The 23,117-nt window shown below is 67.4% G+C and carries 21 protein-coding genes; 10 read left to right on the top strand and 11 right to left on the bottom strand.

Features of this window, described 5'->3' with window-relative positions; all coding sequences use genetic code 11:
• Positions 1–19 precede the first annotated feature (19 nt).
• The 3 genes from OC159_RS05760 (at position 20) to phbB (ending at position 2,934) form a co-directional block, all read left to right on the top strand.
• On the top strand, positions 20–835 hold the full coding sequence (locus tag OC159_RS05760; RefSeq protein ID WP_265500197.1) for an EAL domain-containing protein: 816 nt from the start codon (positions 20–22) through the stop codon (positions 833–835).
• 115 nt (positions 836–950) lie between these two features.
• Entirely contained in the window at positions 951–2,123 is a 1,173-nt protein-coding gene (locus OC159_RS05755; protein WP_265500196.1) for an acetyl-CoA C-acetyltransferase, read from the top strand.
• Positions 2,124–2,208: 85 nt separating this feature from the next.
• Complete coding sequence (phbB, locus tag OC159_RS05750; RefSeq protein ID WP_265500195.1) at positions 2,209–2,934, top strand: acetoacetyl-CoA reductase; 726 nt, start codon at positions 2,209–2,211, stop codon at positions 2,932–2,934.
• Positions 2,935–3,006: 72 nt separating this feature from the next.
• Here the strand turns inward: phbB and OC159_RS05745 are convergent, their stop codons facing one another.
• The 3 genes from OC159_RS05745 to OC159_RS05735 are packed head-to-tail and all read right to left on the bottom strand — an operon-like array spanning position 3,007 to position 4,191.
• Positions 3,007–3,171 carry a YdcH family protein gene (locus OC159_RS05745; protein WP_265500194.1) on the bottom strand — a complete coding sequence of 55 codons (165 nt, stop codon included), beginning with the start codon at positions 3,169–3,171 and terminating at the stop codon, positions 3,007–3,009.
• Between the two features lie 59 nt (positions 3,172–3,230).
• Positions 3,231–3,989, bottom strand: a complete 759-nt coding sequence (locus OC159_RS05740; protein ID WP_265500193.1) for a tRNA1(Val) (adenine(37)-N6)-methyltransferase — start codon at positions 3,987–3,989, stop codon at positions 3,231–3,233.
• The gene (locus OC159_RS05735; protein ID WP_265500192.1) at positions 3,982–4,191 is read right to left on the bottom strand and encodes a putative signal transducing protein; all 210 of its coding nucleotides are present in this window, start codon (positions 4,189–4,191) and stop codon (positions 3,982–3,984) included. Before OC159_RS05735 ends, OC159_RS05740 begins: the two co-directional genes overlap by 8 nt.
• 74 nt (positions 4,192–4,265) lie before the next feature.
• On the opposite strand from OC159_RS05735, the gene OC159_RS05730 reads away from it, so the two are divergent.
• Positions 4,266–5,267, top strand: coding sequence for a polyprenyl synthetase family protein (locus tag OC159_RS05730; protein WP_265500191.1), 1,002 nt, complete (start codon positions 4,266–4,268; stop codon positions 5,265–5,267).
• A 92-nt stretch (positions 5,268–5,359) separates the two neighbouring features.
• Here the strand turns inward: OC159_RS05730 and OC159_RS05725 are convergent, their stop codons facing one another.
• Positions 5,360–6,691, bottom strand: coding sequence for an ammonium transporter (locus tag OC159_RS05725; RefSeq protein ID WP_265500190.1), 1,332 nt, complete (start codon positions 6,689–6,691; stop codon positions 5,360–5,362).
• Between the two features lie 366 nt (positions 6,692–7,057).
• Between OC159_RS05725 and OC159_RS05720 the strand changes: the two genes are divergently transcribed.
• On the top strand, positions 7,058–9,331 hold the full coding sequence (locus OC159_RS05720; protein ID WP_265500189.1) for a transglycosylase domain-containing protein: 2,274 nt from the start codon (positions 7,058–7,060) through the stop codon (positions 9,329–9,331).
• A 167-nt stretch (positions 9,332–9,498) separates the two neighbouring features.
• Here OC159_RS05720 and OC159_RS05715 read toward each other — a convergent pair whose 3' ends face one another.
• Both OC159_RS05715 and OC159_RS05710 read right to left on the bottom strand, forming a co-directional pair.
• Entirely contained in the window at positions 9,499–10,098 is a 600-nt protein-coding gene (locus tag OC159_RS05715; protein ID WP_265500188.1) for an MlaC/ttg2D family ABC transporter substrate-binding protein, read from the bottom strand.
• Positions 10,088–10,876, bottom strand: a complete 789-nt coding sequence (locus tag OC159_RS05710) for an MlaA family lipoprotein (RefSeq protein ID WP_265500187.1) — start codon at positions 10,874–10,876, stop codon at positions 10,088–10,090. Before OC159_RS05710 ends, OC159_RS05715 begins: the two co-directional genes overlap by 11 nt.
• Positions 10,877–11,024: 148 nt before the next feature.
• Here OC159_RS05710 and OC159_RS05705 point away from each other — a divergent pair, with 148 nt between their 5' ends.
• Genes OC159_RS05705 through OC159_RS05695 form a run of 3 tightly spaced genes read left to right on the top strand, consistent with a single transcriptional unit; the run spans position 11,025 to position 15,451 of the window.
• Complete coding sequence (locus OC159_RS05705; protein WP_265500186.1) at positions 11,025–12,776, top strand: type I secretion system permease/ATPase; 1,752 nt, start codon at positions 11,025–11,027, stop codon at positions 12,774–12,776.
• Positions 12,773–14,080 (top strand): HlyD family type I secretion periplasmic adaptor subunit, encoded by a 1,308-nt coding sequence (locus tag OC159_RS05700; RefSeq protein WP_265500185.1) that lies wholly within the window; start codon positions 12,773–12,775, stop codon positions 14,078–14,080. The genes OC159_RS05705 and OC159_RS05700 overlap by 4 nt, the downstream gene beginning before the upstream one ends.
• 60 nt (positions 14,081–14,140) lie before the next feature.
• A complete protein-coding gene (locus tag OC159_RS05695) occupies positions 14,141–15,451 on the top strand; it encodes a short-chain fatty acid transporter (protein ID WP_265500184.1) in 1,311 nt (436 codons plus the stop codon).
• Positions 15,452–15,495: 44 nt separating this feature from the next.
• Here OC159_RS05695 and rnr read toward each other — a convergent pair whose 3' ends face one another.
• Genes rnr through OC159_RS05675 form a run of 4 tightly spaced genes read right to left on the bottom strand, consistent with a single transcriptional unit; the run spans position 15,496 to position 20,063 of the window.
• A complete protein-coding gene (gene rnr, locus OC159_RS05690) occupies positions 15,496–17,739 on the bottom strand; it encodes a ribonuclease R (RefSeq protein WP_265500183.1) in 2,244 nt (747 codons plus the stop codon).
• A 4-nt stretch (positions 17,740–17,743) separates the two neighbouring features.
• Positions 17,744–18,160, bottom strand: a complete 417-nt coding sequence (locus OC159_RS05685) for a GNAT family N-acetyltransferase (protein ID WP_265500182.1) — start codon at positions 18,158–18,160, stop codon at positions 17,744–17,746.
• Positions 18,157–19,299: a succinyl-diaminopimelate desuccinylase gene (gene dapE / locus OC159_RS05680; protein ID WP_407674056.1), complete on the bottom strand. Its 1,143-nt coding sequence runs from the start codon at positions 19,297–19,299 to the stop codon at positions 18,157–18,159. Before dapE ends, OC159_RS05685 begins: the two co-directional genes overlap by 4 nt.
• Positions 19,296–20,063: a sulfite exporter TauE/SafE family protein gene (locus OC159_RS05675; protein WP_265500180.1), complete on the bottom strand. Its 768-nt coding sequence runs from the start codon at positions 20,061–20,063 to the stop codon at positions 19,296–19,298. The genes dapE and OC159_RS05675 overlap by 4 nt, the downstream gene beginning before the upstream one ends.
• Before the next feature lie 171 nt (positions 20,064–20,234).
• On the opposite strand from OC159_RS05675, the gene OC159_RS05670 reads away from it, so the two are divergent.
• The gene (locus OC159_RS05670) at positions 20,235–21,842 is read left to right on the top strand and encodes an acyl-CoA dehydrogenase family protein (protein ID WP_265500179.1); all 1,608 of its coding nucleotides are present in this window, start codon (positions 20,235–20,237) and stop codon (positions 21,840–21,842) included.
• A gap of 76 nt (positions 21,843–21,918) precedes the next feature.
• Positions 21,919–22,377: an META domain-containing protein gene (locus OC159_RS05665; RefSeq protein WP_265500178.1), complete on the top strand. Its 459-nt coding sequence runs from the start codon at positions 21,919–21,921 to the stop codon at positions 22,375–22,377.
• Positions 22,378–22,381: 4 nt separating this feature from the next.
• Here the strand turns inward: OC159_RS05665 and recO are convergent, their stop codons facing one another.
• On the bottom strand, positions 22,382–23,116 hold the full coding sequence (gene recO, locus OC159_RS05660; RefSeq protein WP_265500177.1) for a DNA repair protein RecO: 735 nt from the start codon (positions 23,114–23,116) through the stop codon (positions 22,382–22,384).
• Between the last annotated feature and the right edge of the window lies 1 nt (position 23,117).

The raw sequence follows: 23,117 nt of genomic DNA, 5'->3' as shown, positions 1-23,117 counted from the left end.
GAGAATAGAGAGGCGCGCCGTGAGCGACAGAATCGTGGAAAACAGTTCGCCCCTGGAAGATGCGATCCGCTTTCAGGACCGGATCACCATGTCGGCGGTCACTGCGGCGGTGGAACGCGCCAGCGCGGTCCTGGCCTTCCAGCCGATCGTGCAATCGGGCCGCACCAAGACCGCCGCGTTCTATGAAGGGCTGATCCGCATCATCGACGACACCGGGCGGCTGGTGCCGCTGCGCGACTTCATGCCGCAGGCGGAAAAGACCGAGCTTGGCCGCAAGATCGACTGCCTGTCGCTGTCCCTCGGCCTGCAGACCCTGGCCGAGGATCTGTCGCTGCGCCTGTCGATCAACATGTCCGCCCGCTCGATCAACTATCCCGACTGGATCAACACCCTGCGGCGCAGCGTTTCGGAAGACCCGATGGCGGCCGAGCGTCTGATCCTGGAAATCACCGAAAGTTCGGCCATGGGCATGCCGCAAGAGGTTCAGGGCTTCATGGCCGAAGTGCAGGGATATGGCATCAGCCTGGCGCTGGACGATTTCGGGGCGGGCTATACCTCGTTCCGCTATCTGCGCGACTTCTGCTTCGACATGATCAAGATCGACGGGCAATTCATCCGCCAGATCTCGGCCAACCCGGACAACCAGGTGCTGACCCGCGCGCTGCAGTCCATCGCGCACCATTTCGACATGTTCACGGTCGCTGAATCCGTCGAAACGGCCGAGGATGCAAGCTTCCTGATCGATATCGGCATCGACTGCCTGCAGGGCTACTACTTCGGTGCGCCGACCATCGCGCCGCCCTGGAAGTCCCCGCCGTCGCTGGCGACGCGCTGATCGTGTCCTGACCACTTTGTCCAATTGTCACGGTGATCTTCTTGACGCCACGTCGTGAACGCGCATCCTGAACCGGATTCGCCGGCCCGCCGGCAGTGATGGGAAGGAGCCCGCCATGACCAAAGCCGTTATTGTCTCTGCCGCCCGGACACCCGTAGGAAGTTTCCTCGGGTCCTTCGCCAATATTCCGGCACATGACCTCGGCGCCGCCGTTCTGAAGGAAGTGCTGGCCCGGTCGGGCGTCGACGCGGCCGAGGTCGACGAGACGATCCTGGGTCAGGTCCTGACGGCGGGCCAGGGCCAGAACCCGGCGCGCCAGGCGCATATCAAGGCCGGCCTGCCGCAGGAATCAGCGGCCTGGGGCATCAATCAGGTCTGCGGATCGGGTCTGCGTGCCGTGGCGCTGGCGGCCCAGCAGGTGATCCTGGGCGACGCCCGCGTGATCATGGCCGGTGGCCAGGAAAGCATGTCGCTGGCGATGCACGCGGCCTATCTGCGCGCGGGCCACAAGATGGGCGACATGCAGATGGTCGATACCATGATCCGCGACGGTCTGTGGGACGCGTTCAACAACTACCACATGGGCCAGACGGCCGAGAACGTCGCCGAGAAGTGGACGATCAGCCGCGACCAGCAGGACGAGTTCGCGGTGGCCAGCCAGAACAAGGCCGAGGCCGCGCAGAAGGAAGGTCGCTTCGACGACGAGATCGTGGCCTACACCGTCAAGACCCGCAAGGGCGACACGGTCGTCGACAAGGACGAATACATCCGCCACGGCGCTACGCTGGACGCGATGCAGAAGCTGCGCCCGGCCTTCACCAAGGACGGCTCGGTCACCGCGGCGAACGCCTCGGGGCTGAACGACGGCGCGGCCGCCGTCATGGTCATGACCGAGGAGGAGGCCAGCCGCCGCGGCCTGACGCCGCTCGCGCGCATCGCCAGCTATGCCACTGCGGGTCTGGACCCCGCGATCATGGGCACCGGACCCATCCCGGCCAGCCGCAAGGCGCTGGAAAAGGCCGGTTGGTCCGTCGGCGACCTGGATCTGGTCGAGGCGAACGAGGCCTTTGCCGCCCAGGCCTGCGCCGTGAACAAGGACATGGGCTGGGACCCGTCGATCGTGAACGTGAACGGCGGCGCCATCGCCATCGGCCACCCGATCGGCGCCTCGGGCGCCCGCGTCCTGAACACGCTGCTGTTCGAGATGAAGCGCCGCGACGCGAAGAAGGGTCTTGCCACCTTGTGCATCGGTGGCGGCATGGGCGTCGCCATGTGCCTTGAACGCTAAGGGCGATCAGCCGCGCAATTTTGTTGCGCGGCTGTATTCGTTTCGTTAGCAAGATTTCGAACGTTGATCTTCAAAGGGGGGAAACATGTCCAAGGTCGCACTCGTCACCGGAGGGTCGCGGGGGATCGGCGCCGCCATTTCCAAGGCGCTGCAGCAGGCAGGATACACTGTCGCCGCGAACTACGCCGGCAATGATGACGCCGCTCGTGCCTTTTCCGACGAAACCGGGATCAAGACCTACAAATGGTCTGTGGCCGACTACGATGCCTGTGCCAGCGGCGTGGCGCAGGTCGAAGCGGACCTGGGTCCGGTCGCGGTTCTTGTCAACAACGCGGGCATCACCCGCGACGCCATGTTCCACAAGATGACGCCGCAGCAGTGGAAAGAGGTCATCGACACCAACCTGACTGGCCTGTTCAACATGACTCACGCCGTCTGGTCGGGCATGCGCGACCGCAAGTTCGGGCGGGTCGTCAACATCAGTTCGATCAACGGGCAGAAGGGCCAGGCGGGCCAGGCGAACTATTCCGCCGCCAAGGCGGGCGACCTGGGCTTCACCAAGGCCCTGGCGCAGGAAGGCGCGCGGGCCGGCATCACCGTCAACGCCATCTGCCCCGGCTATATCGGGACCGAGATGGTGCGCGCCATCGACGAGAAGGTGCTGAACGAGCGTATCATCCCGCAGATCCCCGTTGGTCGCCTTGGCGAGCCCGAGGAGATCGCCCGCGCCGTGGTGTTCCTTGCGGCCGAGGATGCGGGCTTCATCACCGGATCGACCCTCAGCGCGAATGGCGGCCAGTTCTTCGTCTGACTGGCCCAACATCGAACGGCCCGCGCGATCCACGCGGGCCGTTTTCATGCAAATGTCATGGTTTGGACGACATCAGTGGGCAAGCCGGCTGATCTGTTCCTTCAGGCGAAGTTTTTCGCGCTTCATTTCCGTTATCTCGTGATCGCTGGCACTGGGGGTTCGGTGCGCCCTTTCAACGGCATCTGACAGGTTCTGGTGTTTCTTGCGAAGCTCCTCGACGTGGGAAGCAACCGACATCGCATCCTCCTGTATAGTTGTGTCGAACATTGGGAGTGCAGCATAGGATTGTGATTCTGTCACGAGACTTTCGCATGTGTCATTTCGATCGGCGCTCCGTTGCGCAGAACGTCGGCGGCGCCGGGGGTCAGATCCTCGCCGTCGCGCAGATGAGCCCGCTCTGCATGCATCACGAAGGGTGCCAGAAGCCGCATCGGGCTGCGCGAACCCTTGCGCGCGACGATCATCACCCGTCCCGCCGGGTGGTCGTGGCGGGCGGCAACCGGCAGGATTGACAGCGCACCGGCGCGGCTGCCCAAGGCGCGGATGACCGCGTCCATCCGGTCGGCCCGCTGGATCAGCGTCAGCCAGCCGCCGGGCCGCAGGCGGCGCAGGCCCGCATCGATCCAGGCAGCCAAGGGCGTTTCTTCTTGTCGCGCCTCGGCCCGCCCCCGGTCCGACGCGGCGGTGCCGGCCAGGAAATACGGCGGGTTCATCATGACGTGGTCGAAGGCGCTGTCCCGCAGCGCCGGCGGCGGCCCGGCCAGATCGCCCAGCAGCACCTCCAGCGCGATGCCGTTGGCGGTCGCGTTGTCCGCCGCAAGCGCTGCGTAGTCCGCCTGCCGCTCCAGCCCCGTCAGGGTCAGGCCCGGCACGCGCCAGCCGAGGCAGAGACTGGCCACCCCTGCCCCGCAGCCCAGCTCCAGCACCGACTGCCCCGGACGCGCCGGGCAGGCGGCCGCCAGCATCACCGCATCCGCGCCCGACCGGTACCCGCGCGCGGGCTGGGCGATCCGCAACCGGCCGTCCAGAAAGCCGTCGATGCGGGTCTCAGTCATCCAGCCCGGCGTCGCGCAGGATGGCGCGGGCCATGAATTCGTCGCGGTCCGCGACCATCAGCCGCGCCGGCAGCACGCCGATGGACCCTTCCAGCACGCTCATGTGCTGATCCATGGGAAAGGTGGCGATCCCCTCGCCCTCCAGCAGGCTGGTGGCGGCGGACATGCGCACGGGGTCGTTGCTGCGGAAAAGCTCTTTCATGGACGCGACGTTAAGCGGCGGTTGCGATTTTGTCGATCCCGTGGCAATGCGATGTCGCAGACACGGGGTAGGCTATGACTGTGCAGGAAAACGTCCGCAAACCGCTGGATCTTCTCTCCGACGCCCTTGGCGCCGAGATGGAGGCGGTGAACGCGCTGATCCGCGACCGGATGGCCAGCCGCCACGCCCCCCGCATCCCCGAGGTGACCGCCCATCTGATCGAGGCCGGCGGCAAGCGCCTGCGCCCGATGCTGACCTTGGCCGCCGCCAAGCTGCTGGGCTATCCGGGGCCGCATCACATCCACCTGGCCGCCACGGTGGAATTCATCCACACCGCCACCCTGCTGCATGACGATGTCGTGGACGAAAGCCGCCAGCGGCGCGGGCGTCCGACGGCAAACCTGCTGTGGGACAACAAGTCCAGCGTGCTGGTCGGGGATTACCTGTTCGCGCGCAGCTTCCAGCTGATGGTCGAACCCGGCAACATGCGCACGCTGGAAATTCTTTCCAACGCCAGCGCCACCATTGCCGAGGGCGAGGTGCTGCAGCTGACCGCGGCCCAGGACCTTGCCACGGACGAGGCGATCTATCTGCAGGTCGTGCGCGGCAAGACGGCGGCGCTGTTTTCCGCCGCGACCGAAGTCGGCGGCGTCATCGCGGGCGCGTCCGACGACCAGGTGCAGGCGCTGTTCGATTACGGCGACGCCCTGGGGATCAGCTTCCAGATCGTCGACGACCTGCTGGACTACGGCGGCGCGACCGAGATGATCGGCAAGAACGTCGGCGACGACTTCCGCGAACGCAAACTGACCCTGCCCGTCATCAAGGCCGTCGCCAAGGCCGATGCCGAGGAGCGCGCCTTCTGGTCGCGCACCATCGAGGCCGGTGACCAGCGCGACGGCGACCTGGACCACGCGCTGAGCCTGCTGGCCCGCCACGGCGCGATGGAAGCCGCGCGCCGCGACGCGCTGGCCCATGCGGCGCGCGCCAAGGCCGCGCTGACTGCCCTGCCGGCGCATCCGATCCGCGAGATGCTGTCGGACCTTGCGGATTTCGTGGTCAGCCGCGTCGCCTGACACTTCCCGTCTTCTTGGTTGCACCCCATTCCGGAACGGGAAAGGGCGAGCCGCTTGCGCGACCCGCCCCCTCTCCGGGAAGAGGCCTTGGATTATTTGGCCTGGACGAAGTCGGGATAGGCCTCCATGCCCATCTCCGAGATGTCGAGGCCGCTGATCTCGGCTTCCTGGCTGACGCGGATGCCCATCGTCGCCTTCAGGATCGACCAGACGGCGAAGCTGACGACGAAGACGAAGCCGCCGATGCAAAGGATGCCGATGAACTGCGTCACGAAGCTGGTGCCGTCATTGGTGGCCGGAACGATCATCGTTCCCCAGATCCCCGCGACCAGGTGCACCGGGATGGCGCCCACCACGTCGTCGATCTTCATGCGGTCCAGCATCGGCACCACGAAGACCGCGATTGCGCCGCCAAGGCCGCCGATCAGGATCGCCGCGAAGATCGAGGGGGTCAGGGGCTCGGCCGTGATGGACACAAGGCCCGCCAGCGCGCCGTTCAGGACCATCGTCAGGTCGATCTTGCCGTAAACCAGCTGCGTCACGATGATCGCCGCGACCGCGCCGGCCGAAGCCGCCATATTAGTATTCACGAAGATCCGGCTGACATCGGCCGCGTCATTGACCGACCCGATGGCCAACTGCGACGCGCCGTTGAAGCCGAACCAGCCCAGCCACAGGATGAACGTCCCAAGCGTCGCCAGCGCCAGGTTCGAGCCCGGCATCGGCTGCATTCGGCCGTCGGCGCGGTACTTGCCCGTCCGTGCACCCAGCACCATAGCCCCCGCCAGCGCCGCGAAACCGCCCGCCGCATGAACCAGGGTCGAGCCTGCGAAGTCCGAAAAACCCATTTCCGACAGGAAGCCGCCGCCCCACTGCCAGCTGGCCTCGATGGGATAAATCAAGGCGGTCAGGATGACCGTGAAGATCAGGAACGGCCACAGCTTTACGCGCTCGGCCAGGGTGCCCGACACGATGGATGCGGTGGTGGCGCAGAACATCAGCTGGAAGAAGAAGTCTGATCCGGCCGAATAACCGTCAGCGGCGACACCGGCGCCGACAGGGTCGATGGCCTTGGGGCTGAACAGTTCGCCGATATAGCCGGTCACGGTCCAGTCGGACGGATACATCAGGTTATAGCCGATCAGCCAGTACATGATGCCCGCGATCGCGAACAGCGAGATGTTCTTGAACAGCTGCGTGGTGACGTTCTTCGACCGGACTAGCCCCGCTTCCAGCATGGCAAAGCCCGCTGCCATCCACATGACCAGGAAGCCGCCAATCAGGAACAGAAGCGTGTTGAAGATATAAGCGACGTCCGCGCTGACCGCGGCGGCCGCCTCCGCGGGCGCCGCGGCGTCCTGGGCGGCAGCGGGAAACGCTGCCAGCGCCGCAAGCGTCGCGATGAGCGGGAGGGTCTTTTGCATGTGTCTAAACCTCGCATCAAGCCACAGCCGCCGGACCGGCTGTTGTCGCCCCTTTCATCAGCAATTCCGTCCGCCGGGCAAAGTCGCGCAGGGGCAACGACAGGCCGGAATCCGGAACTGCCCGCTGAACGGGCTAATTCTGATGGCATGGCCAGCGAAACAGGCAGCGTTTGCGCGAAAGCCGCGCGGAGATGCCCGCAGCCTGTGCAACCTGCCCTCAAGGCGGTCAGCAGCGCCGGTCGCGACGCGCCGCCGACGCGGGATCACGGATTGGTCACCCCAATTCCCCTGCGGCGCATCTTGCTGTAGGGTTGCCCCAATTCTGGCCGGATCAACCGGCATGGCAGTCACGCAGGCACCCGACGCATGAAAAGACCGACCGGCACCCCGCCCCGCACGGGCAAAAGCCCTGTTGCCGACAAGCGCAGCACGCCACCGGCCACGCCGACAAAGCCGCGAAAGGTCCGCCGGCACCGCAAGCCGCGTCGCGTGGGCATCTTCGGCTGGATCGCTGGCTTCGTCGCGCTGATCTGGAGGGTCGTCTGGGGATCGATCTGGCGGCTTGCCATGGTGGTGGCGCTGATCATCGGGGCGGCGACGGCGTATTTCTATGTCAGCCTGCCCGAGGCCGAGGATCTGTTCGATGGTCGCGCGCGCGGAAGCGTCACCATGCTGGACCACGACGGCAACGTCTTCGCCTGGCGGGGCGAAACCTACGGGGCCGTGCGCAGCAAGGATATCGCGCCCGTGCTGAAAGAGGCCGTGATCTCGACCGAGGACCGGCGCTTTTTCCGCCATCTCGGCGTCAGCCCGCGCGGCATCGCCAGCGCCATCCGCATCAACCTTGCCGCCGGCCGTGGCCCGCTGGAGGGCAACGGCGGTTCGACCATCACCCAGCAGGTCGCGAAACTGCTGTGCCTGGGCGACACGTTCGACCCGACCCGTTTCGCCGACGAGGCCGAGTTCGAGGCCGATTGCCGGTCCGGCGGCGTCTGGCGCAAGATCAAGGAAGTTCCCTATGCCTTCGCGATGGAGGCGAAGTACAGCAAGGACGACATCCTCAACATCTACATGAACCGGTCGTACCTGGGCGCCGGCGCGCGCGGATTCGAGGCCGCCAGCCAGCGGTATTTCAACAAGCCGGCTTCTCAGGTGAACGCGCAGGAATCGGCGATGCTGGCGGGCCTGCTGCGGGCGCCCAGCTATTACGCGCCGACCGCCAACCTTCAGCGCAGCCAGGAACGCGCCAACGTGATCCTGGGCCTGATGGGAGAGGAAGGCTATCTGACTCCGGCCGAGACCGCCGAGGGCCGCGCCAATCCCGCGACCCTGTCGCAGGCGGCCACAGCACGCGCCGGCGGCTACTTCGCCGACTGGCTGATGGAGTCCGGTCCCGGCTTCCTGACCAGCGAAACGACCGAGGACGTCACGATCAGGACGACCTTGGACCAGGGCATCCAGCGCGCCGCCGAACGCGCGCTGAAGCGGGTTTTCGACGAAAAGCTGAAGGACGGTTCGGACGTCGAGGCCGCGGTCGTCGTCATGTCGGCCGATGGTGCCGTGCGCGCCATGCTGGGCGGGCGCGACACGACGGTGAACGGCGCCTTCAACCGCGCGACCCAGGCCAAGCGCCAGACCGGGTCCAGCTTCAAGCCCTTCGTCTTCGCCGCCGCACTGGAGGCGGGATATGGGCCCGGCGACCAGGTGCAGGACGCGCCGCTGACAATCCGCATCCCCGGCGGAAAGAACTGGTCGCCCCAGAACTATACCCGCACCTATCGCGGGCCGGTGTCGCTGACGACCGCGCTGGCGCAGTCGCTGAACACCGCCACCATCCGCCTGCAGGAAGCCGTGGGCCGGGACGAGGTGATCCGCATCGCCCATGACTTCGGCATCGTCAGCAACCTGACCCGCAGCCCGTCGCTCGGCCTCGGCGCGTCCGAGGCGACGCTGCTGGAACTGACCGGCGCCTATGCGGGCATCCGGAACGGCGGCACCTCGGTCCTGCCCTACGGCCTGGTCGAGTTGACCATGAAGGGCGATGAACGCCCGCTGATGGGTCAGTCGGGCGGCCTGGGCCAGCGGGTCATCAGCCAGCGCGCGGCGGGGCAGCTGATCTACATGATGCAGAAGGTCATTCAGGACGGCACCGGCCGCCGCGCCAGCTTGGGTTCGCGTCCAACGGCGGGCAAGACCGGCACCACCAGCAGCTATCGCGACGCCTGGTTCGTGGGCTTCACCGAGCAATACGTCACCGGCGTCTGGATGGGTTATGACGACAACACGCCCCTGTCGGGCGTCACCGGCGGCGGCCTTCCGGCCGAGATATGGCAGGCCGTCATGTCCGAGATCCACAAGGACCTGCCCGAGCTGGCCCTGTCCACCGTGTCGCCCGATGGCAGCGGCATCATCATGTCGCAGGGCGGCTCGACGCCGCGGGTGGTGACCAGCGGCTCGGCCGACGATCCGCTGGCGGCGGCGCTGGCCGGCGTCATGGACGGGGTCGAGGCCGAACGCACCGGCCGCGTCGTCACGGCACCGACCGAGGTGGGGGCACCGCAGACCCCAGGCGACAGCGTCGGCGCCGACTCGGAAGATGCGCTCAGCCGGGCATTGAACGGGATCCTGGGCGGCAACTGACGCCATGCTGGACGTCAAGTGAAAGCCCCGTCCGAATGTTCGGGCGGGGCTTCCGCGCGCGGTAGTCAATGATCCATTCTCTTCGCTGGCTCGGAATTGCCATGCAGGCGTTCACCAGTGCCGCGCGCTCCCTACAACCACCTGGCGGCTGCGCCGGTTCCGCGGTGTCAGCCTGCCTGCTGAAGGTCCGCGGTCAGCGCCGCAAGGTCGCCCTGCCGGCGGGCCAGCATGGCCGCGATTTCGGCCCGTTCGCTGGCCAGCATGTTCACGCCCTCGATGATGATGTTGAAGTACAGGTCCTGCCCCGAGCGGTCCGAGACATGCCATTCCACCTCCATCGGCGCGCGCCCGTTCAGGTAGGCGACCGAGGTCACGGCATAGAAGCTCTTCAACGGGCGGGCGCCCGTAACCTCGATCCGCGAGCCGATGAACTCGCGGAAGCGCTTGCCGTACTTGCGGCCGATATAGCCCTGGAACGCCTGCCGATAGGCTGCGAACTCGGCCGCTCCGGCCTGTCGCGCCGCCGGACCCAGCGCCGATCGAGCGATCACGTCCACATCGGCGTAGCGGGCGAAAGTCGCCTCGAACTGTTGGTACATCTGTGGGGCCGGCTGCCCCGAGTTGATGACCTGATAGACCTCGCCCAGGGACCGGTCGATCAGCGCGCGCGCGCCGCCTGCATCCAGCGCGAAGGCCCGCCACGGCATTGCGGCCACCGCACCCGTCAGGGCCAAACCGCGCAGGAACCCGCGCCGGTCATTCGGCATAAGGGTCGATCGCGGCATCGTCGTAGGGATCATATTCGGCACGCTCTTCTCCCAGGTCATGGCGGCGGTTCATCAGCCAGATGAGCCGCAATTGCGCATAGCTATCCGCACTTCCCTGCAGGATACCATCCACGCTGTCCCCGAAGCGCGCCCGATCACCGGCTTTTGAGGCGACGCGCAGCCCGAAGACCGCCGCGGATTCGCCGCCATCCAGCACATGGTAGAGGGGGTTGATCAGCAGGTCGACCACCTGCCCCACCGCGTCGCGCTGGGTCGAGGGGCCCAGCACCGGCAATTCCAGGTATGCCCCCTCGGGGACGCCCCAGACCGCCAGCGTCTCGCCGAAGTCGGTATCGCGCTCGGTCACGCCGAAGCCGTCCGCGGCCGGGTCGAACAGGCCGCCAAGGCCAAGCGTGGTGTTCACCGCGAAGCGCGTCAGGTTCTGGCCGGCGTTCCCCGGCCGCCCCTGCAGCAGCCCGTTCACCACCTTGACCGGCAGCGACAGGTTGCGACCAGCGTTGATCACCATCTGCAGCGGCCCGATCGGCGCATCGGGATCGCGCGGCGCGTCGCCCTTGCCTTTCAGGCGGTTCGCGACCGGGCCGATCACCTGCGCGTCCAGCGCCTTGTTGAAGGCGTGGACGCGGCGGTTCTGCGCCTCGTAGGGGTCGCTGATCGACACTCCGTCGCGCTGGACCGGCTGCGACGCGCATCCCGCCGCGGCAAGCGCCCCCAGCAGAAGCCAGAGCGGCGCCCGGCGAGATGGTAACCAATCCACGTGTATCCTGGCCTTTCCGTGCCTGCTTTGAGGCAGAGAGGGTGTCATTGCCTGACCTTGGTGATATGTTCCGCGCGGAATCGAGGCAAGCCCTGTCGCTTGCCAGCAACATGGCCCTGCCGATCGCAGCAAAGTTCAAGGCAACATCATGGTCCGAGGTGCGACACTTCACGACGGGGCGAGGGAACTGCGTGCGGCCCGCGCCGCCGGCTGGCGGCTGTTCGTGGCGGTTGCGGTCTTTTCGGCCGTGGTGAACCTGCTGATGCTGACGGGCCCGCTCTTCATGCTGCAGGTCTATGACCGGGTGCTGGCCTCGCGCAGCACCGAGACCCTGACGGCGCTGTTCATCCTGGTCGTCTTCCTGTTCCTGCTGATGGGCGTCGTCGACCTGATCCGCAACCGCGTGATGCAGCGCATCGCCGCGCGTTTCCAGGACCGGATGGAGGGGCGCGTCTTCAGCGCCGCCCTGCGCGAAGGCGCGCTGCGGGGCGACGAATCGGCCGCCGCCGCGGGCGGGATGCGCGACTTGGACGCAGTCCAGCGGCTGCTGGGGTCACCCGTGACGCTGGCGTTCTTCGACCTGCCCTGGGCGCCGCTGTTCCTGGGGGCGGTTTTCATCTTTCACCCGCTTCTGGGGGTGGTCGCGACGGCGGGCGGCGCGATCCTGGTTGCGACCACCATCGCCAACCGCGTCCTGACCAAGGCTCCGCTTCAGGGGTCGGCGCAGGCCGGCGCGCAGGCGCAGCGGATGGCGGACCTCTACCGCGATGAAGGCGAGGTCATCGGCGCGCTGGGGATGCGCGGGGCGACCTTCGCCCGTTGGCGGCGCGCCCGTGCGCAGGCACAGGACGATTCGGTCAGGGCGGGCGACCTGTCGTCGGGCTTCAGCGTGTTTTCCCGCAGCTTCCGCCTGTTCCTGCAAAGCGCAATGCTGGCCGCGGGTGCCTGGCTGGTGCTGCGCCAGGAACTGACGCCGGGGGCGATGATCGCAAGCTCGATCATGATGGGACGTGCCCTGGCGCCGGTCGACCAGTTGGTCGGCGGCTGGCCGGCGGTGCAGGCCGCACAGGACGGTTGGGCGCGTCTTGGCGGGCTTCTGTCCCGCCACGCGCCGGACGCCGCACGCACCGCCCTGCCCCGCCCCGAGGCGCGGCTGGAGGTTCGCAACCTGTCCGTCGCGCCCCCCGGCGACTCGAACGCCACGCTGCGCGGCGTCAGCTTCGGTATCCCACCGGGCACGGCGCTTGGCGTGATCGGCCCGTCGGGGGCGGGCAAGTCGACGCTGGCGCGGGCGCTGATCGGTGCCTGGCCGGTGGGCGCGGGCAGCATCCGCCTTGGCGGGGCGACGCTGGACCAGTTCCATCCGGACGTCCTGGGCAGCCTCATCGGATACCTGCCGCAGCAGGTGACGCTGTTTGACGGCACCATCGCCCAGAACATCGCGCGCCTTGCGGAGAATCCCGATCCCGATCGCGTCGTCCGTGCCGCGCAGGCGGCGGCCGCCCACCAGATGATCCTGGACCTGCCGCAGGGCTATGACACGCGCATCAGCCAGACCGCCGGGCGGCTGTCGGGCGGCCAGATCCAGCGCATTGGCCTGGCCCGCGCGCTTTACCCCGACCCGGTGCTGCTGGTGTTGGACGAGCCGAACTCGAACCTGGACAACCAAGGCTCCGAGGCGCTGAACCAGGCGATCCGGCGGCTGAAGGCGCAGGGCGGCGCGGTGGTCATCATGGCCCACCGCCCCGCCGCGATCAACGAATGCGAAAACCTGCTGGTGCTGGAGGGCGGCCAGAGGCGCGCCTTCGGGCCCCGCGACAAGGTGTTGGAACAGATGGTGCAGAACTCGGCCCAGATCCTCAAGGCGCAGTCGGGTGGACAGAAGGGCGGCGTCGCATGAGCGCGGCGGGCGACAACCGCTGGCCGGTGCGAGGCCCGATCATCGCGGGGCTGGTCGCCGTGATCGTCCTGGTCGGCGGCTTCGTGGCCTGGGCCATGGCCACGCAGATCTCGGGCGCCGTCGTCGCCACCGGGCAGGTCGAAGTCGAGCAGCAGCGCCAGATCGTGCAGCACCCCGACGGCGGCGTGGTCGAGACCATCGCCGTGTCCGAGGGCGAGTCGGTCGAGGCGGGCGATCTTCTGCTGTCGCTGGACGGCACGCTGCTGCAGACCGAACATACCATCGTCGAAGGCCAGTATTTCGAGATCCTCGCCCGCCGCGGTCGGCTGGAGGCCGAGCGCGCCGATGCCGACGAGATCACCTTCCCGCCGCTTCTGGTCGAAGCGGCCGCGGATTCAGGAGAACTGAAGGACCTGATGGCCGGGCAGTCGAGCCTGTTCGAAACCCGTCTCTTGACACTGCGGCAGTCGCTGGACCAGCTGACCAAGCAGACCGAGCAGGTCGATGCCGAGGTCGAAGGGATCGATGCCCAGATCGAGGCGCTGGCCACGCAGCGAGAGCTGATCGGCCAAGAGCTTGCCGACCAGCAGAGCCTTTTGGACCGCGGCCTGGCGCAGGCCTCGCGCGTCCTGGGCCTCGAACGCGAGGCCGCGCGGCTGGACGGTCAGCTGGGGGCGCTGCAGGCCGAGCGCGCGGCGGCGCTGATCCGCCAGACCGAGTTGGAGATCCAGCGCCTGCGCCTGACGGCCGAGCGCCGCGAGCAGGCGGAAACCGAACTTCGCGACCTCGGCTATCGGGAACTGGAACTGGCCGAACGCCGCCGCAGCCTGCTGGAACAGATCAGCCGGCTGGAGATCCGGGCACCCGTGTCCGGCGTAGTCTACAACATGCAGGTCACTACGCCCCGATCGGTCGTCAGGCCGGCGGACCCGCTGCTCTATCTGATCCCGCAGGACCGCCCGCTGGTGATCGGCGCGCGTGTCTCGACGATCAACATCGACGAGATCCAGATCGGCCAGCCGGTCGTGCTGCGCTTCTCGGCCTTCTCGTCGCGGACGACGCCGGAAATCGACGGCCGGCTGGACCGCATCTCGGCCGATGCGCTGATGGACGAGGCGACCCGCACCCCCTATTACCGCGCCGAGGTGTCCATCCCGCCGGAAGAGTTGAGCAAGCTGGGCAGCCTGGACCTGGTCCCCGGCATGCCCGTCGAGGTCTATATCCAGACCGGCGAACGCAGCCCGATGGCCTATCTGGTAAAGCCCCTGGCCGACTACTTCAACCGCGCCTTCCGCGAAAGCTGACGGAACGGTTGTCATTCCCCCCTGGCTGTCGCAGCCTCTGCGCGACCAAGGAGGAAGAAGATGCTGAGAATCCTGTCCCGGCCCGCGACGCGGCTGATGGAACGCTGGCTGCCCGACGCGTTCATTTTCGTGATCGTGCTGACACTGGTGGCCGCCGCCGCCGCGATGCTGACCCAGGGCACCGATCCCGTGGCCCTGGTGCAGATGTGGGGCGACGGCTTCTGGGAGCTGCTGTCCTTTTCCATGCAGATGCTGCTGGTGCTGGTCACCGGCTACATCCTCGCCTCGTCGCCGCCGGTGCGCCGGGTGCTGGCGCGGTTGGCCGGGCTTGCCCACAGCCGGGGCGGCGCGATCCTGCTGGTCAGCGTCGTGTCGCTGGCGGCCAGCTGGATCAACTGGGGCTTCGGCCTGGTCGTCGGCGCGATCTTCGCCAAAGAGATCGCGCGCCAGATCCGCGTCGACTACCGCCTGCTGGTGGCGGCAGCCTATTCGGGCTTCGTGATCTGGCACGGCGGCATTTCGGGGTCGATCCCGCTGGTGATCGCGACGCCGGGGCACTTCACCGAAGGCCAGATCGGTGTCGTCGCGACCGGCCAGACGATCTTCGCCTGGTGGAACCTGCTGATCGTCGCGTTGCTGTTCGTGGTCGTCCCGCTGGTCAACCGCCTGATGCTGCCGCTGGAGCATGAGCAGGTCCTGGTAGACCCCGAGCAGCTGCGCGATCCGGCCGCCACACCGCGCGCCGGCACCCCCACCCCGGCCGAGTGGCTGGAGACCAGCCCCCTGCTGATGTATCTGGTCGGTATTCCGGGCCTCGCTTGGCTGATGCTTCATTTCCTGAACGGCGGGGCGCTGAACCTGAACGTGGTGAACTTCCTGTTCCTGTTCCTGGGCATCGTCTGCCACGGCACGCCGCGCAGCCTGCTGGCGGCGCTGGACGGCGCGGTGCGCGGCGGCGCGGGCATCGTGATCCAGTTCCCCTTCTACGCCGGTATCATGGCGATCATGGTGGAAAGCGGGCTGGCCGCCAGCCTGTCGGAATGGTTCGTGTCGATCTCGACCGCCCAGACCCTGCCGTTCTGGAGCTTCATCGCCGCCGGCATCGTCAACATCTTCGTGCCGTCAGGCGGCGGACAATGGGCGGTCCAGGCGCCGGTGATGCTGCCTGCAGCGCAGGCGCTGGGGGCTGATCTGCCGCGCGTTGCCATGGCTGTGGCCTGGGGCGATGCCTGGACGAATCTGCTGCAGCCCTTCTGGGCCCTGCCGATGCTGGGCATCGCCGGCTTGCAGGCGCGCGACATCATGGGGTTCTGCGTGATCCACCTGGTGATCGTGGGGGCCGTCGTGGGCGGGGTGCTCTATCTGGCCTGACGGTCCGGGGGCGCCCTGCCCCCGGACCTACCACGCCCGCGGCGTCAGCGCTTGCGGCGGCGCTTGCTGGCGCGCTTGATCTCGGCCAGCCGCGACTTCACGGCCATCTGGCGGGGGCTGCGGCCGCGCTTGCCCTTTGCCGGGCCGCGCGGCAGCGCCTTTCCTTCCAGCTCCAGCAGGTCCAGCGTCAGACCGCCCGTCAGGGGCAGCGCCTCGGCCAGGCGAACAGTGACGCGTTGACCGATGCCGATTTCCAGTCCCGTATCGCTGCCGATCAGCATCTGCGCATCGGGATCGAAGTGGAAATACTCCTGCCCGATGGCGCGGATCGGCAAAAGGCCGTCTGCGCCGGTTTCATCCAGCTTCACGAAGGCGCCGAATTTCTGGATGCCGCTGATGCGGCCGGTCATCTCGGTTCCCACGCGCTCGGCCAAAAAGGCGGCCAGATAGCGGTCGGTCGTGTCGCGTTCGGCCGCCATGCTGCGGCGTTCGGTTTCGCTGATATGCTTGGCCGTTTCATCCAGACGCTCGATCTGCACGTCGTCCAGGCCGTCCTTGCCCCAGCCATGTCCGCTGATCAGCGCCCGGTGCACGATCAGGTCGGCATAGCGTCGGATGGGCGAGGTGAAATGCGCATAGCTTTTCAGCGACAGTCCGAAGTGGCCGAAATTTTCGGGGTGGTAGTAAGCCTGCGTCATCGACCGCAGGGTCGAGATGTTGATCAGCTCGTCGAAGTCGGTCCCTTCGGCCTGCGCCAGAAGCCGGTTCAGGTGGCTGGTATGCAGCACCTGCCCCTTGGCGAGCGTGAAGCCGGACGCCTGCGCCACCTCGCGCAGCGCGTCCATCTTGTCCAGGCTGGGTTCCTCGTGGACGCGGAACAGCAGCGGGCGCTGGCGGCGGCTCAGTTCCTCGGCCGCGGCCACGTTGGCCAAAATCATGAACTCCTCGATCAGGCGGTGGGCGTCCAGGCGGTCGCGGAAGGCGACCGACTTGACGCGGCCCTCCGGCGTCAGCTCGATCCGGCGTTCCGGCAGGTCCAGGTCCAGCGGCTGGCGGCGTTCCCGCGAGCCCTTCAGAAGGACATAGGCGTGCCACAGCGGCGTGATGACATCGTCCATCAGCGGCGCCGTCTGGTCGTCCGGCTGGCCATCCGCCGCCGCCTGTGCCTGCTGATAGGACAGGGACGCGCGGCTGTTCATCATCCCGCGATGGAAGCGGTGCCGGGTCTTGTTGCCCTGCGCGTCCAGCCGCATCTCGACCGCAATCACGGAACGGTCCACGCCCTCGTGCAGCGAACAGAGATCGGCCGACAGCGCCTCGGGCAGCATAGGCACCACGCGGTCGGGGAAATAGGTCGAGTTGCCGCGGTTCCACGCCTCGCGGTCCAGTGCGCTGCCGGGGCGGACATAAAAGGCGACGTCGGCGATGGCGACCCAGATGGTCGCGCCGCCGTCATCTTCCGCAATGGCCGCCACGGCGTCGTCGTGGTCGCGCGCGTCCGAGGGGTCGATCGTGACCAGAGGCAGCGTACGCAGGTCGTCGCGGTTCTTCATGGTGGCGGGCTTGGCGGCCTCCGCCTCGTCCAGCGCCTTCTGCGGGAACTCGTCAGGGATGCCGTGCTGGTGGATCGCGATCAGGCTGACGGCACGGGGGGCGGACGGGTCGCCCAACCGTTCGATGATGCGGGCATAGGGCAGGCCCATGCGGCTCTTGGGGCCGATCTGTTCGGCCTGCACCAGTTCCCCATTCTCGGCATCCAGCGTGGCGTCGGCGCGGATGCGCCACTCCTTGTCCTGGCCCTTGTCGATGGGCAGGATGCGACCGCCTTCGCTGTCCTTGCGGAAAACGCCGGTGATGCGGTTCGGGCTGGCCGTGATGCGGCGGATCAGCCGGGCCTGGTACTGGTGATCTTCGCCCAGCACCTCGATCAGGCGGCCCAGGAACCGGTCGCCGCGGCCAAGCGCCGGGTCGGTCTGGCGCGGCGCATAGAGGATACGCGGCACCGGTCCCTGCCCCGACCATTCCAGCGGCCGCGCAAAGAGATCGCCAGACCCGTCAGGCGCCAGCAACTCCAGCACGGTCACCGGCGGCAGCTTTTCGGCGTCGAGGTAATGGCGGCGGCGGCGCTCCAGCTGGCCTTCGGCCTCAAGTTCCTTCAGCAGGCGCTTCAGCTCGATCCGGGCGGCGCCCTTGATTCCGAAGGCCTTCGCGATGTCGCGCTTGGAATTGGCGTCAGGATTGTCGGCCACCCATTCGAGGATCTGGGCCTTGCTGGGGATCTGCGTCATGGGGTCACTTCAGGTTTAGGGCCATGTCGCGATGCGGGATGCCCGCGTCGTCATAGACCGGCCCCTCTGCGACGAAGCCCAGTTTCTCGTAAAAACCGATGGCATGGGTCTGCGACCCCAGCCGCGCCTGCGCCACGCCATGCTTGCCCAGAACCTCCAGCGCGGCGCGGATCAGCGCTGCGCCCAGGCCCGTGCCGCGCTGGTCGGGCAGCACGCAGACGCGGCCGATCTTGCCGATCCGGTCACGGATCAGGACGCGCGCCGTGCCCACCGGCCGGTCGCCGTCGCAGGCCAGCAGGTGGATCGCCTGCCCGTCCAGGTCGTCCATTTCCTCGGCCTCGGGGACGTTCTGTTCCTTGATGAAGACGGTGCGGCGCAGCGCGTGGCAGGCGGCAATGTCGCTGGTCTCGGTAATCTTCATTCGAAAAATCTTTCCAGGATGCGCTGATAGATGGTCTTCAGCTGGCGGACCTGCTGGGCCGGCACGCGTTCGTTCACCTGGTGCATGTGGGCACCGACAAGACCGAATTCCACCACCGGGCAGTGGTTCTTGACGAAACGGGCATCCGACGTCCCGCCCGAGGTGGACAGCACCGGCTGACGGTTGGTTTCCTGCTGGACCACCCCGCGCACCATGTCGACGAAGACGCCGGGTTCGGTCAGGAACGCCTCTCCGGAAATCTCGGCCGAGACGGTCAGCGTGACGCCGGTTTCGGACGTGACCCGCGCCGCGCGGTCAGACAGCATCGCGGCCAGCGACGCGCCCGTGTGAAGGTCGTTGAAGCGGATGTTCACCACGGCCGTCGCGCTTTCCGGAATCACGTTCGAGGCGGGATTCCCGCAGTCGATCGAGGTGATCTGCAGCCCCGAGGGGTCAAAGTGACCCGTCCCCTGGTCCAGCGGCTCGGCCGTCAGTTCGGCCAGATAGCGGGTCAGCGCGTGCAGCGGGTTCTTCGCCCGATGAGGATAGGCCGCGTGCCCCTGCACCCCCTTGGCCGCGATGCGATAGGTGGCCGAACCGCGGCGGCCGATCTTCATCATCTCGCCCATGACCTCGGGGTTCGACGGCTCGCCCACGACGCAGACATCCATGTGTTCGCCGTTCGCCGCCATCCAGTCCAGGATGGCGATGGTCCCGTCGCGGGACGGCCCCTCCTCGTCGCCAGTGATGGTCAGGATGACTGCTCCGTCGGGCGGAGTCTGACGCACGAAATCGACCGCGGCGGTCACGAAGGCGGCGACGCCCGATTTCATGTCGGTGGCCCCACGCCCCCAGATCACGCCGTCCTCGTCCAGGTGCCCCGAGAATGGCGGATGCGTCCAGGACGCCGGATCGCCCGGGGGCACCACGTCGGTGTGACCGTTGAAGCCGAAGGTCCGCACCCCTCTGGCGCCCCAGCGCGCGAACAGATTCGACGTGCCGTTCCGGTCGACGCGGTGGCATTCGAAGCCGGCGCCGCTCAGCACCTCCTCCAGCAGGACCAGGGCACCGCCTTCCTCGGGCGTGACCGATGGGCAGCGGATCAGGCGGGCGGTCAGGTCGGCGGCATCCAGCATCACAGGCTCCAGAGTTCCAAGGCACGTCGGACAAGGTTCAGGCCGGTCAGGATCAGCAGCACCAGCGTCCAGCGGCGAAACTGCCCCACATCCAGCCGGTCCTGCAAGGCAAAGCCCACCTTCATGCCTGCGAATGCCGGAACGCACAGCACCGCCGACAGGGGCAGCGTCTGCGCGTTCAGAAGGCCCGATACCAGGTGCGCCACCGTCAGCGTCACCGCGCCGATCAGGAAAACGACGCCCTGCACGCGCACCTGTTCGCGCTTTTCGGTACCGATCGACAGCAGATAGACGATCAGCGGCGGCCCCCAGATCCCCGAGATACCGCCATAGAGCCCGCCGATCACGCCCGAGATCCCCTCGGCCCGGCGGCGGTGCCGCAGGTTCAGGGCAAGGGGGCGGCCCGACAGCTGCCAGATCGCGAAGCCGGTGATCGGGACGCCCAGCAGCGCGTACATCACCCATTGCGGGATGCTCTGCGCGAAGCCCGCCGACACGCAAATGAAGATCGCGACCATGACGATATGCAGGCGGAACTTGATTATGGATTGCGCCGCCGCGCCCGTGCCTTCGCGAAAGCCCTGCTGCACGTTGGTGAACAGCGTCGGCAGGATCATCGCCGCCAGCGCCAGCGTCGCCGGCATGATCGACCCGAAGGCGGACATCATGATCATCGGCATGGCAAAGCCCAACGCGCCCTTCACGAAGCCCGCGAAGGCGGTCACCGCAAGGGCCGCCGCGAATTGCCAGGGCTCCAGTCCGAACATGGCGGCACGCTAGCGCCGGCGCGCGGGAAGGAAAAGACCGCATCGACGACCAAGCCAACCTGCCGGACGGATGCGACACTTTAGATCAATGTGACAAGCCTGCGCGCAAATTTGTTGCGCTGCGGTTGCGAAGCCGCTACCCATGCTGCAACGCCGCAGAAGGAGGACCAGATGAAAGACGTGCAGCACCACAGCCAGGCCGTTCTCTCGGACCTTGACGACCTGCTGGCCCGCGCCACGACCGAACTGCGCGGGCGCGTCGGCACCGACGGCCTCATCGACCCTGCGCTGCTGGAGGAACAGCAGCACGCCGCCCACGCGCTGTCCTGGCTGGCAACCTATGTGACCGCCCTGCGGCAGCTGCACGCCTGGTCGCTGCGCGTCAACGGCCCGGTCGAGGCGCTGATCGCGCAGATCGGCTTTGGCGAATACCTGACGCAGATCGCCGGCGGCATCCCGATGAGCCAGACCGAATTCGCACGCCTGTCGGACCTGGGGGTCGAGTGGCACCCCTCGGACGAGGCGCGGGCGATGATGGCGGGCAACAGCGCCGAGGCGCGGGCCGAGCTTGCGGCGCTGATCGCCCACGGCCGCGGCGCCGCGACCGTCGGCGCATCGGGCCTGGACGAGGATCTTGAAATGATCCGCGACCAGTTCCGCCGCTGGACCGACGACAAGGTCGTCCCCCACGCCCATGACTGGCATCTGAAGGACGAGCTGATCCCGATGGAGATCATCGAGGAACTGGCGGAGCTGGGGGTCTTCGGCCTAACCATCCCCGAGGAGATGGGCGGCCTCGGCATGTCGAAGGCCGCGATGGTCGTCGTGTCCGAGGAACTGTCGCGGGGATATATCGGCGTCGGCAGCCTTGGCACCCGCAGCGAGATCGCGGCCGAACTGATCCTCTGCGGCGGCACGGACGAGCAGAAGGCGCACTGGCTGCCCCGGCTGGCGTCCGGGGAGATCCTGCCCACGGCCGTCTTCACCGAACCCGACACCGGCAGCGACCTTGGCAGCCTGCGCACGCGCGCCGTCCGCGACGGCAAGGACTGGCTGGTGACCGGCAACAAGACCTGGATCACCCATGCGGCACGTACCCACATCATGACGCTGCTGGCCCGCACCGACCCCGCAACCGACGATTATCGCGGCTTGTCGATGTTCATCGCGGAGAAGACCCCCGGCACCGACGCCGACCCCTTCCCGACCCCCGGCATGACCGGAGGAGAGATCGAGGTCCTGGGTTATCGCGGCATGAGGGAATATGAACTCGGCTTCGACGGCTTCCATGTCGACGGCGCGAACCTGCTGGGTGGGGTGACGGGGCAAGGCTTCAAGCAGCTGATGCAGACCTTCGAGTCGGCCCGCATCCAGACCGCCGCCCGCGCCATCGGCGTCGCGCAAAGCGCGCTGGAACTGGGGCTGGACTATGCTTTGGACCGCAAGCAGTTCGGCAAGCCGCTGATCGCCTTCCCCCGCGTGGCCGACAAGCTGGCCATGATGGCTGTCGAAATCATGATCGCCCGGCAGCTGACTTATTACAGTGCGTGGGAAAAAGATCACGGTCACCGCTGCGACGTGGAGGCCGGGATGGCCAAGCTGCTGGGCGCGCGCGTGGCCTGGTCCAGCGCCGACAATGCCCTGCAGATCCACGGCGGCAACGGTTTCGCGCTGGAATACAGGATCAGCCGGGTGCTGTGCGACGCGCGGATCCTGAACATCTTCGAGGGCGCGGCCGAGATCCAGGCGCAGGTCATCGCGCGCCGACTTCTGGGATAGAACGCGACGCACTGGATCGAGCCGACAAATAAGGTTATTCCACTGCAGTTTCGCATTCCGCCCAAGGAGTCCTCCCATGCCGCTGCCGAATCGCCCTGTTCTTGCCGTTGCCGCCATTGCGGTTCTGGCGCTCTCTGCCTGCAACTCGCAGCCTGCTGGCAATCCGATGGGGGGGATCCCGGCCAACGACTATGTGCTGGTCGGCATCGGCAACGGCACCGTGCCGCTGCGCAACATCACCATCACCGTCCGCCCCGAGGGCGTGTCGGGCGTCGGACCCTGCAACGGCTATGCCGCCAAGAACACCGTTCCCCTGCCCGCCGTCGCGTTCGAGCCGCTGCAGACCACCGGAGTCACCGACTGCAAGGATCTGGCGGTCGAACAACGCTATTTCACCGCCCTGCAGCAGGCGACCGAGATGGAGTATTACGGCGGTGTCCTGCGCATCAAGGGCCCGACCTGGCTGATCTTCGAAAGCGGTCGTCCCGCGGCCATGGCCACCGACGCGCTGTCGCAGGCCCGCGGCAACCAATAAGCTTTCACCCCGGCTGACCCGTGTCGCGGGTCAGCCGGCGCACCAGCCGGTCGCGCGCGGCAGGCAGATTGCGGCCGACAAGTTCGGCCGCGACGCGATGTTCCAGGAAGTGGCCGGTGATCGCCAGCCCCTGCGCCAGATCGCGACCGTGGTTGTCGCCCGCCCCGCCCATCAGGGCCGGAAGGGGCAGCAGTCGGTCGGCCCATTCGCCGGCCCCTTCCCGACTGACGGCGCGCCCAGATTTCGGACTGACATAGGCCAGCCCTTCGCCAAGCCCGGTGACCGCGCAGGCAGACAGGTCCAGTCCGAAGCCCATCTCGTCCAGAAGCAGCATCTCCCACGCCAGGTAGGCTGGGGGCCAGTCGCGGCCGGCCTCGATCAGGTCCAGAAGCGCCTCGGTCCGGGCGACCAGGTTCGGATGCGGGTCCCGCTCGGGCAGCGCGAACAGCAGCAGCGCGCAGACCGCGTTCAAGCCGGCCAGCGCGAGGGGATCGGCCATCAGCCCCGCCCGCATGCGGACGGGTTCCACCACCAGCGTGCCAAGCTGGTCGGCCTGCCGCGCGCGCCAGCGCAGCGACAGATGCGCGCCCGGCTGCAGCATTGCGGCCTTCCGCTGCGACGCGCCCCCCGGCACGATCCCGGCGTGGCGCCCGTGTTCCCGTGTCAGCACGTCCAGGATCACCGCCGTCTCGCCATGCGGGCGGCGGCCGATCACCGTGCCTTCTGCCTGCCATTCCATC

The organism is Paracoccus beibuensis, from assembly GCF_026162625.1.
Taxonomy (GTDB): Bacteria; Pseudomonadota; Alphaproteobacteria; order Rhodobacterales; family Rhodobacteraceae; genus Paracoccus; species Paracoccus beibuensis.
Note: the sequence above shows the minus strand (reverse complement) of the source record. Positions and strands in the feature narration are given on the sequence as shown.

What these genes read in the sequence shown, in the direction of transcription:
- OC159_RS05720 (WP_265500189.1), top strand. Translation starts at nt 7,058, where the DNA reads ATGAAAAGACCGACCGGCACCCCGCCCCGCACGGGCAAAAGCCCTGTT.
- OC159_RS05665 (WP_265500178.1), top strand. Translation starts at nt 21,919, where the DNA reads ATGCCGCTGCCGAATCGCCCTGTTCTTGCCGTTGCCGCCATTGCGGTT.
- recO (WP_265500177.1), bottom strand. Translation starts at nt 23,116, where the DNA reads ATGGAATGGCAGGCAGAAGGCACGGTGATCGGCCGCCGCCCGCATGGC.
- OC159_RS05740 (WP_265500193.1), bottom strand. Translation starts at nt 3,989, where the DNA reads ATGACTGAGACCCGCATCGACGGCTTTCTGGACGGCCGGTTGCGGATC.
- OC159_RS05725 (WP_265500190.1), bottom strand. Translation starts at nt 6,691, where the DNA reads ATGCAAAAGACCCTCCCGCTCATCGCGACGCTTGCGGCGCTGGCAGCG.
- OC159_RS05730 (WP_265500191.1), top strand. Translation starts at nt 4,266, where the DNA reads ATGACTGTGCAGGAAAACGTCCGCAAACCGCTGGATCTTCTCTCCGAC.
- OC159_RS05700 (WP_265500185.1), top strand. Translation starts at nt 12,773, where the DNA reads ATGAGCGCGGCGGGCGACAACCGCTGGCCGGTGCGAGGCCCGATCATC.
- OC159_RS05675 (WP_265500180.1), bottom strand. Translation starts at nt 20,063, where the DNA reads ATGTTCGGACTGGAGCCCTGGCAATTCGCGGCGGCCCTTGCGGTGACC.
- OC159_RS05695 (WP_265500184.1), top strand. Translation starts at nt 14,141, where the DNA reads ATGCTGAGAATCCTGTCCCGGCCCGCGACGCGGCTGATGGAACGCTGG.
- OC159_RS05715 (WP_265500188.1), bottom strand. Translation starts at nt 10,098, where the DNA reads ATGCCGAATGACCGGCGCGGGTTCCTGCGCGGTTTGGCCCTGACGGGT.
- OC159_RS05735 (WP_265500192.1), bottom strand. Translation starts at nt 4,191, where the DNA reads ATGAAAGAGCTTTTCCGCAGCAACGACCCCGTGCGCATGTCCGCCGCC.
- phbB (WP_265500195.1), top strand. Translation starts at nt 2,209, where the DNA reads ATGTCCAAGGTCGCACTCGTCACCGGAGGGTCGCGGGGGATCGGCGCC.
- rnr (WP_265500183.1), bottom strand. Translation starts at nt 17,739, where the DNA reads ATGACGCAGATCCCCAGCAAGGCCCAGATCCTCGAATGGGTGGCCGAC.
- OC159_RS05745 (WP_265500194.1), bottom strand. Translation starts at nt 3,171, where the DNA reads ATGTCGGTTGCTTCCCACGTCGAGGAGCTTCGCAAGAAACACCAGAAC.
- OC159_RS05670 (WP_265500179.1), top strand. Translation starts at nt 20,235, where the DNA reads ATGAAAGACGTGCAGCACCACAGCCAGGCCGTTCTCTCGGACCTTGAC.
- OC159_RS05685 (WP_265500182.1), bottom strand. Translation starts at nt 18,160, where the DNA reads ATGAAGATTACCGAGACCAGCGACATTGCCGCCTGCCACGCGCTGCGC.
- OC159_RS05755 (WP_265500196.1), top strand. Translation starts at nt 951, where the DNA reads ATGACCAAAGCCGTTATTGTCTCTGCCGCCCGGACACCCGTAGGAAGT.
- OC159_RS05705 (WP_265500186.1), top strand. Translation starts at nt 11,025, where the DNA reads ATGGTCCGAGGTGCGACACTTCACGACGGGGCGAGGGAACTGCGTGCG.